A 521-nucleotide genomic window follows, 5' to 3' on the forward strand; every position below is an offset into this window, starting at 1 on the left:
TAACGTTGTAGGTACCCGTACCGCAAACGGACACACGTAGTCGGGTTGAATATACTAAGGCGCTTGGGTGAGTCACGGTTAAGGAACTAGGCAAATTGACCCTGTAACTTCGGAATAAAGGGTCCCTCCTCGCAAGAGAGGGCGCAGAGAATAGGTCCAGGCAACTGTTTAACAAAAACACAGGGCTGTGCTAATATGAAAGTAGATGTATACAGCCTGACACCTGCCCGGTGCTGGAAGGTTAAGAGGAGATGTCATCGATGAGAGAAGCATTGAATTGAAGCCCCAGTAAACGGCGGCCGTAACTATAACGGTCCTAAGGTAGCGAAATTCCTTGTCGGGTAAGTTCCGACCTGCACGAATGGTGTAATGATCCGGACACTGTCTCAACCGTGAGCCCAGTGAAATTGTAGTATCGGTGAAGATGCCGATTACCCGCGATGGGACGAAAAGACCCCGTGAACCTTTACTATAGCTTAGCATTGAATTTGGGCACGCGATGTGTAGGATAGGTCGGAGGC

1 rRNA gene is annotated in these 521 nt (G+C 49.5%); it reads left to right on the top strand.

The features are described 5' to 3' along the window. Positions 1 to 521, top strand: a 23S ribosomal RNA gene (locus tag H6A27_RS14590); the annotation flags it as partial.

The organism is Bacteroides caecigallinarum, assembly GCF_016902295.1.
Lineage (GTDB): Bacteria > Bacteroidota > Bacteroidia > Bacteroidales > Bacteroidaceae > Phocaeicola > Phocaeicola caecigallinarum_A.